Consider the following 6,769-nt stretch of genomic DNA (forward strand, 5'->3'; position numbering starts at 1 on the left):
TGAGTTAGGTTTGCGTTTCGCCTGGCCGGCGCGGCGGCCGCCTGACGTCTACTTGCAAGATCCGGTGATCGGCCCGCCCCGGCTACCGGGTTTTCTGCTGCAGAACCGCGCTGCCATACCAGTGACAGGCGAGCAACGCGAGTTCTATGTCGAGCCGGTCGGCGCCGATCTCCCGTCCTCGCCGGGCCACGGCGCGGCCCACGCGATACTTCACCGAGTTGAAGTGCAAATTGAGTTCCTCGGCGGCCACCTTGTAGCTGGAACCGCAACCCAGAAACACCCGCAACGTCTCCCGCAGCCGCGCGTCGTTCTCGTTGTCGCCGGCAAGGTCGCCAAGCACGGCGGCCACCCAGTCGCGGATGCCGGCCAAGTCGCCGCCCATACGCGCCACCACGGACAAGCCCGGATCATCCGCGGCGATCACCGTCGAGCCACGCCGCTCGCGAATTATCGCGACGCCGCGGGCCTGCTGCGCCTCCCGGTGTGAACGGCGAAAGCCTTCCACACCGCCGGCAATCGTCCCAATCGCCACGCTCGGCGAGTCCGGTCTGGCCAGCGCGAAGCGGCGGACTTTTGAAACGGCATCGCTCACCGCGGCGCGATACGGCAGCCAGCCCCAGCCGGACATTTTGTCCGAGGCAACGAAGAGCGGGCTGGCATCGGCACCGGCGGCCTCACCCAGTTCGCGCAGAAATCGTTGCAGCCGACCAAGTTCGTCGCCATCGGTGTCCGCGTCCGGGTACCACATGGCGACCCCAAGGTGGTGCCACCGCAGCGGATAGCGGATCGACGTGGTCGCCGCATCGAGATCGACGCTCTTGTTCGCGTCCAGCACCTCTCGCACCCGTAGGCCGCGTAGGCTGTTCTGGTTCTCCAGCCACCGTTCGCGTTCGTCCTCGTAGACAGCGACGACTTGCTGCGACATCCAGTCGATGTACTCGAACATCGCAGCACTCATCGCCTCGATCACCGCCACCCGCATCGCGTCGGGGACATCGATCGCATGTAATTCGGCGAAAATCAGCTCGTTCATCCGGCGCTGACCAAGTCGATAGGCGCGCACCAGCGCGTGGACGGGCACACCATGTTGGGCCAATCGGCGGGCATACTCCAGCGCTGCGGTGGGCGCCTCGACACGCTCGACCGCGATGTCGTAGCGCAACGCGTGCAACATCGTGTCGACGTTGCCCTCGATGCTGGCCCCGAGCAGTTCCATGATCCGTGGGTCGCGGCGCAAATCGGGAATCTGACCCTCGAGTGCGCGATGAATCTCCGACGTCACGTCGGCCAACCGATCATGTAGTCGGATGGCGACCTCGGCGACATAACGGTTCACCCCGACATCGCTGTCCGGGTGCGATTTCTCCACCTCAATGACGTTAGACGCCGCGGTTGTCTTCGTGCGATAACACCGGGGCGCGGATTTGTCGATTCGCCACTGTGTGCCCACGCACACGACTCCTACCGTAGTCGCCACTCGCAGCCACAACCGGAGAAGGAGCGAAGACATGGGATTCACCAAACCGGATCTGCCCGCAGTCGATCCGGACGCGTTCTTGCTCAAGCCGCTGATGGAGCGGATACGCTTCCTTGCCACCGATTGGGGCGAAAACGGTTTCGGCGCACCGCGGATGGTGCACGTCATCTACATCGTGAAGCTGGTGGTGTTCTTCGCGATCGGCGGCATCACGGTGGCGACGGCGACGTCGGGGCTGCCGGCCTTCTGGCACGCCGCGGACTGGTGGAATCAACCGGTCGTCTACCAGAAGGTCATCCTGTGGACGGTGCTGCTCGAGGCCATTGGCGTGGCCGGCTCCTGGGGGCCGTTGGCCGGCAAGGTCAAGCCGATGACCGGCGGCATCCTGTTCTGGGCCCGGCCGGGAACCATCCGGCTGCGCCCGTGGAAGTGGCTGCCGTTCACCAGGGGCGACCGGCGCAGCTGGTTTGACATCGCGCTCTACCTCGCGCTGCTGGCAAGCCTGGCCGTCCCGCTGCTGTTACCGGGCGTGCACCGCGATTCGCTCTCAAAGGCGTTGCCGGACAACACATCCGGCCTGGTACTTCCCACCCTGCTGATCGCGCCGATCGCGCTGCTGGTGCTGATCGGTCTGCGGGACAAGACCATCTTCCTGGCCGCCCGCGGGGAGCAGTACCTGCCAGTCCTGGTCATCTTCGCCGTGCTGCCGTTCGTGAACATGATCGTCGCGCTGAAAATGGTCATCGTGGTGGTGTGGGTCGGTGCCGGCTTCTCGAAATTCGGCAAGCACTTCTCCAACGTCATTCCGCCGATGGTGAGCAATACGATATTCGCGCCCAAATGGGTGCGACGGGCCCACTACCGCGACTTCGGGCGCGACATGCGGCCGTCGCGGCTGGCGGACTTCATGGCACACGTCAATGGCACCACGGTCGAGATCATTGCTCCGCTGGTCCTGTTCTTCGCCACCAACAAATGGGTGACGCTGGCTGCAGCACTGCTCATGGTGGGCTTCCACCTGTTCATCATCTCGACCTTCCCGCTGGCGGTGCCGCTGGAATGGAACGTGGTCTTCGGCTACACCACGATCTTCTTGTTCCTCGGCTTCCCGAACGCCAACGGATACGCCCCGTGGAACATGACGCCGCCTTGGCTGGCTCTGGTCATCGCCGCCGCGCTGCTGTTCTATCCGATCCTGGGCAACCTGCGACCGGACAAGGTGTCCTTCCTGCCTTCGATGCGGCAGTACGCCGGCAACTGGGCCTCCGCGGTGTGGGCGTTCGCGCCAGGTGCCGAGGCGAAGCTGGACCGGGTCACCCGGTCGACACGGAACCAGGTCGACCAGTTCGTCGCGTTCGGCTACGAGCCGGTGTGGGCGGAGATCACCTCTCAAAAGACGATCGCATGGCGCAGCATGCATAGCCAGGGCCGCGGCCTGTTCTCGCTGCTGTTGACCCACCTGCCCGACATCGACACCCGCACCGTGCGGGAGGGTGAGTTCATCTGCAACTCCCTGATCGGCTTCAACTTCGGCGACGGCCACCTGCACAACGCAGACTTGATCCGGGCCGTGCAGCGTGAAGCCGTGTTCGAACCGGGCGAGTGCGTCATCGCCTGGGTGGAGTCGGAGGCCTTCGGCAGCGGCGTGCAGCATTACCAGTTGATCGATGCCGCACTCGGGGTGATCGAGCGTGGCACCTGGAAGGTCGCCGATGCGGTCGCCGAACAGCCGTGGCTGCCCAACGGCCCGATCCCGACCGAGGTGACCTGGTCGCTGCGCGGCACGACGCCCACGCCCGCCCCGAAAGGCCAGCTGGCATGAGTACCGCGGTAGTGGTTGGTGGCGGGCCCAACGGGCTCGCCGCCGCCATCTCCCTAGCCGCCGAGGGAGTGCAGGTCACCGTACTCGAGGCCGCCCAGGAGGTCGGCGGTGGCGCCCGCAGCAGCGAAGCGATCATCCCCGGCCTGTTGCACGACCACTGCTCGGCGATTCACCCGATGGCCGTCGGCTCGGAGTTCCTAGGCCGGTTCGGGCTGGAGCGCTATGGCCTGAGATGGCGCTGGCCGGAGATCGATTGTGTGCACCCCCTCGACGACGGCAGCGCCGGCGTTCTGTACCGCTCGGTGGAGCAGACCGCAGCGGGTCTTGGTCCCGACGGATCGCGGTGGCGGCGTGCGTTCGGCTATCCGGCGGCCCGGTTCGACGCGCTGAGCCAGGACATCATGCGACCCCTGCTGCGATTTCCGCACCATCCGCTGATGCTGGCCCGGTTCGGTGCACCCACCGTTCTTCCCGGGTCCGCGTTCGCGCGGCTGTTTCGCACCAAACAGGGCCGGGCGTTGTTCGGAGGCGTTGCGGCCCATGCCTTCCGGCCGCTGCACTACCCGATGACCTCGGCGATCGGGATGGGCATTATCGCGGCCGGCCACCGGCACGGCTGGGCGGTCGCAGAGGGCGGCTCGCAGTCGATCACCAACGCGATGGTGGCCCTGCTGAGCGACCTGGGCGGCAAGATCGAGACCGGTGTCCGCGTCGACACGGCATCGCAGCTGCCAGCGGCGGACATCACGATGTTCGATCTGGCGCCCAGCGCGGTCGCCGGGATCCTGGGCGACCGGCTACCGCGCCGAGTTTCCCGTGCTTTCAATAAGTTCCGGCGCGGCCCCGGCGCTTTCAAGGTCGACTTCGCCGTCGAAGGCGGTGTGCCCTGGACCAACCCGGACGCGCACCGGGCCGGCACGGTGCACCTGGCCGGGACCTACGCCGAACTTGCCGCGACCGAGCGGGAGATCCACGCCGGACTCATGCCCGAGCGGCCGTTCGTGCTGGTCGGTCAGCAGTATCTGGCTGATCCGCAACGCTCGGTGGGCAACATCCACCCGGTGTGGAGCTACGCGCACGTCCCGAACGGCTACACCGGCGACGCGACCGAGGCGATCATCGCCCAGATCGAGCGGTTCGCCCCCGGTTTCCGCGAACGCATCATCGGCCATTCGGTTCGCTCGACGACCCAGATGGCCGCCTATAACGCCAACTACGTTGGCGGCGATATCATGACCGGCGCAAAGGACATCCGCCAGCTGACGTTCGGACCGCGAATCACGCTGTCGCCATACACTATTGGAGTACCAGGCAGGTACATCTGCTCGGCGGCAACGCCACCGGGACCCGGCGCGCATGGCATGTGCGGCGCCAACGCCGCCCAGCTTGCGCTCGCCCACCTGGCTCGGCGAGCGTAACGCCAGCGCGAGGCCGCCACCTACCAGAGCTATCTCATCGAGCATCAGCAGTCGGCGTCCTCATCGGCCTGTGGGGCTTTATCATGGCGGCCACGGCTTTCTTCGCGTGGGCCCCGGCCGTCTCGAATCGTGCTCTGGTATCCGAGTACGTCGATCGTGATCCTGCGAACTCGATAACGCGCTGAATCCCCGATCAGGGCTTCGGATAGGTGTAGAAGCCCTCGCCGGTCTTGACGCCGAGCTTGCCGGCATCGACGTATTCCTGCAACAAGTCCCGCGCGTGCTTGGGCAGGTACGGGAACTCTTCGATGTAGTGGTTTTCGATGTCGAGCACCACGTCCAGACCGACCAGATCCATCGTCTGGAACGGCCCAGCCGGCACCCGCCAGTTCACCTTGAACATCCCGTCGACATCTTCCGGGCGGGCCACGCCTTCGGCGACCACGGCCAACGACTCGCGTTTGATGGCGGCCCAGACGCGATTGAAGATGAAGCCGGTGCATTCGCGGCGTGCCTCGAAGGGATGGACACCGAACTCGGGAAGGACGGTCAGGAGGGTGTCGAGCAGGCCGCGGTCCGTCTCGCCGTCTGACATCAAGTCAAGCGCGTTGAACTGCGGTGGCATGTAAAAGTGCGTGTTGCACAGACGCGATTTGTCACGCACCTTTTCGGCCATCAGACGCGATGGGAACGATGAAGAGTTGGTCGCGAAGATGGTGTCCGGCGGCGCCGCTTGGTCGATCCGGCCCCACAGCGGAATTTTGATCTCGAGCTTCTCCGGGACGGACTCAACGGCGAGCCAGGCGCCGTCCAACGCCTCTTCGAGGGAACTCGTGCCCACCGCGACGCCGATTTCGCCAAATCCTCTGTCATATAACAGGTTTGGCAGGTTGTCTGTCACGTACTGCATCGCTTCGGCGTGCTGTTCGGCCCGCCGGGCATAGATCCGCACCGTTGCGCCGCGGCTGGCGAACATCAACGCGATGCGGCGACCAAGGGTTCCCGCCCCGATCACCGCGACCGGGCGGTTCCGGATGTCCTCGAATGTGTATGTGTACGAACCAGTCACACATGCACGGTAAGCGGCGGCTGCGTGCCCACGTCCGTCGTTGTGCGACAAAGATCGGCAGATCATTGTCTTCGGCAGACAACACGACCTTAGTGAAATTAAGCGTCGACGGTTCCGATCGACGAGATGGACACCGGTAGCGCACCCGCGCTGCCGCAGCAAGCATCCCGCAGATCACTGAATTCACATGAACAACAGCCGTTTAGGTTTGGTGGCGGAAGGCTGCTTGTCGGTGGGCCGCAATATGATTCGAACATGCTTTCGGATAGCCGGGAAGGGCTGGTTGCCGTGTTGGATAACCTTGACGCGGCGTTGAACCGGGTACTGGAGCTCTCCGGTGAGGTACTGACCGTTCCGGAATGTCTGACACTGCTGCAACGCTGCGAAGTAGTGCGGCGCCGGTTGCCGGCCGCCGAGCATCCGCTGATCAACACCCTGGCAGAGCAGGCCGACCCCGGCGAGTTGGGCGGCAAGCTACCTTTCGCGCTGGCCCAGCGGCTGCGCATCACCCGCGGCGAAGCCTCGCGGCGCATCAGCGAGGCCGCCGATCTGGGACCGCGGCGCGCGCTGACCGGCGAGCAGTTGCCGCCGCTGTTGAGCGCCACCGCCGCCGCCCAACGCGCCGGGCACATCAACAGCGCCCACATCCGGGTGATCCGCGCCTTCCTCCACCAGCTACCCAGCTTCGTCGGCCCGGCCCTGCGCGACAAAGCCGAAGCCGACCTGGCCAGCCTCGGCGGAAAACACCGCCCCGACCAACTCGAGCGCCTAGCCGCCAAGATGGCCGACTGCCTCAACCCCGACGGCAACTTCACCGACACCGACCGCGGCCACCGCCGCGGCATCACCATCGGCAACCAAGGCCCCGACGGCATGTCGGCGATCAGCGGATACCTGACACCCCAAGCCCGCGCCACCTGGGATGCGCTGCTGGCCAAACTGGCCGCCCCGGGCATGTGCAACCCCGACGACCCCCACCCCTG

General features: G+C 65.5%; 5 protein-coding genes. 3 read left to right on the forward strand and 2 right to left on the reverse strand.

The window, feature by feature from the left end:
* Positions 1–82: 82 nt before the first annotated feature.
* On the reverse strand, positions 83–1,369 hold the full coding sequence (locus tag AWC07_RS10340) for a PucR family transcriptional regulator (protein ID WP_036418665.1): 1,287 nt from the start codon (positions 1,367–1,369) through the stop codon (positions 83–85).
* A 139-nt stretch (positions 1,370–1,508) separates the two neighbouring features.
* Between AWC07_RS10340 and AWC07_RS10345 the strand changes: the two genes are divergently transcribed.
* Together AWC07_RS10345 and AWC07_RS10350 are read left to right on the forward strand one after the other, a co-directional pair.
* Complete coding sequence (locus AWC07_RS10345) at positions 1,509–3,299, forward strand: DUF3556 domain-containing protein (protein ID WP_036418668.1); 1,791 nt, start codon at positions 1,509–1,511, stop codon at positions 3,297–3,299.
* On the forward strand, positions 3,296–4,717 hold the full coding sequence (locus AWC07_RS10350) for a phytoene desaturase family protein (RefSeq protein ID WP_036418712.1): 1,422 nt from the start codon (positions 3,296–3,298) through the stop codon (positions 4,715–4,717). Before AWC07_RS10345 ends, AWC07_RS10350 begins: the two co-directional genes overlap by 4 nt.
* A gap of 193 nt (positions 4,718–4,910) precedes the next feature.
* Here AWC07_RS10350 and AWC07_RS10355 read toward each other — a convergent pair whose 3' ends face one another.
* On the reverse strand, positions 4,911–5,786 hold the full coding sequence (locus AWC07_RS10355) for a 3-hydroxyacyl-CoA dehydrogenase family protein (RefSeq protein ID WP_036418670.1): 876 nt from the start codon (positions 5,784–5,786) through the stop codon (positions 4,911–4,913).
* A 255-nt stretch (positions 5,787–6,041) separates the two neighbouring features.
* Here AWC07_RS10355 and AWC07_RS10360 point away from each other — a divergent pair.
* On the forward strand, positions 6,042–6,769 hold a 728-nt coding region (locus tag AWC07_RS10360), incomplete at its 3' end, for a DUF222 domain-containing protein (protein ID WP_139829633.1).

Source organism: Mycobacterium gastri (genome assembly GCF_002102175.1).
Classification (GTDB): Bacteria; Actinomycetota; Actinomycetes; order Mycobacteriales; family Mycobacteriaceae; genus Mycobacterium; species Mycobacterium gastri.

Coding starts and splice junctions, on each gene's coding strand:
- AWC07_RS10345 (WP_036418668.1), top strand. CDS start 1,509: ATGGGATTCACCAAACCGGATCTGCCCGCAGTCGATCCGGACGCGTTC.
- AWC07_RS10350 (WP_036418712.1), top strand. CDS start 3,296: ATGAGTACCGCGGTAGTGGTTGGTGGCGGGCCCAACGGGCTCGCCGCC.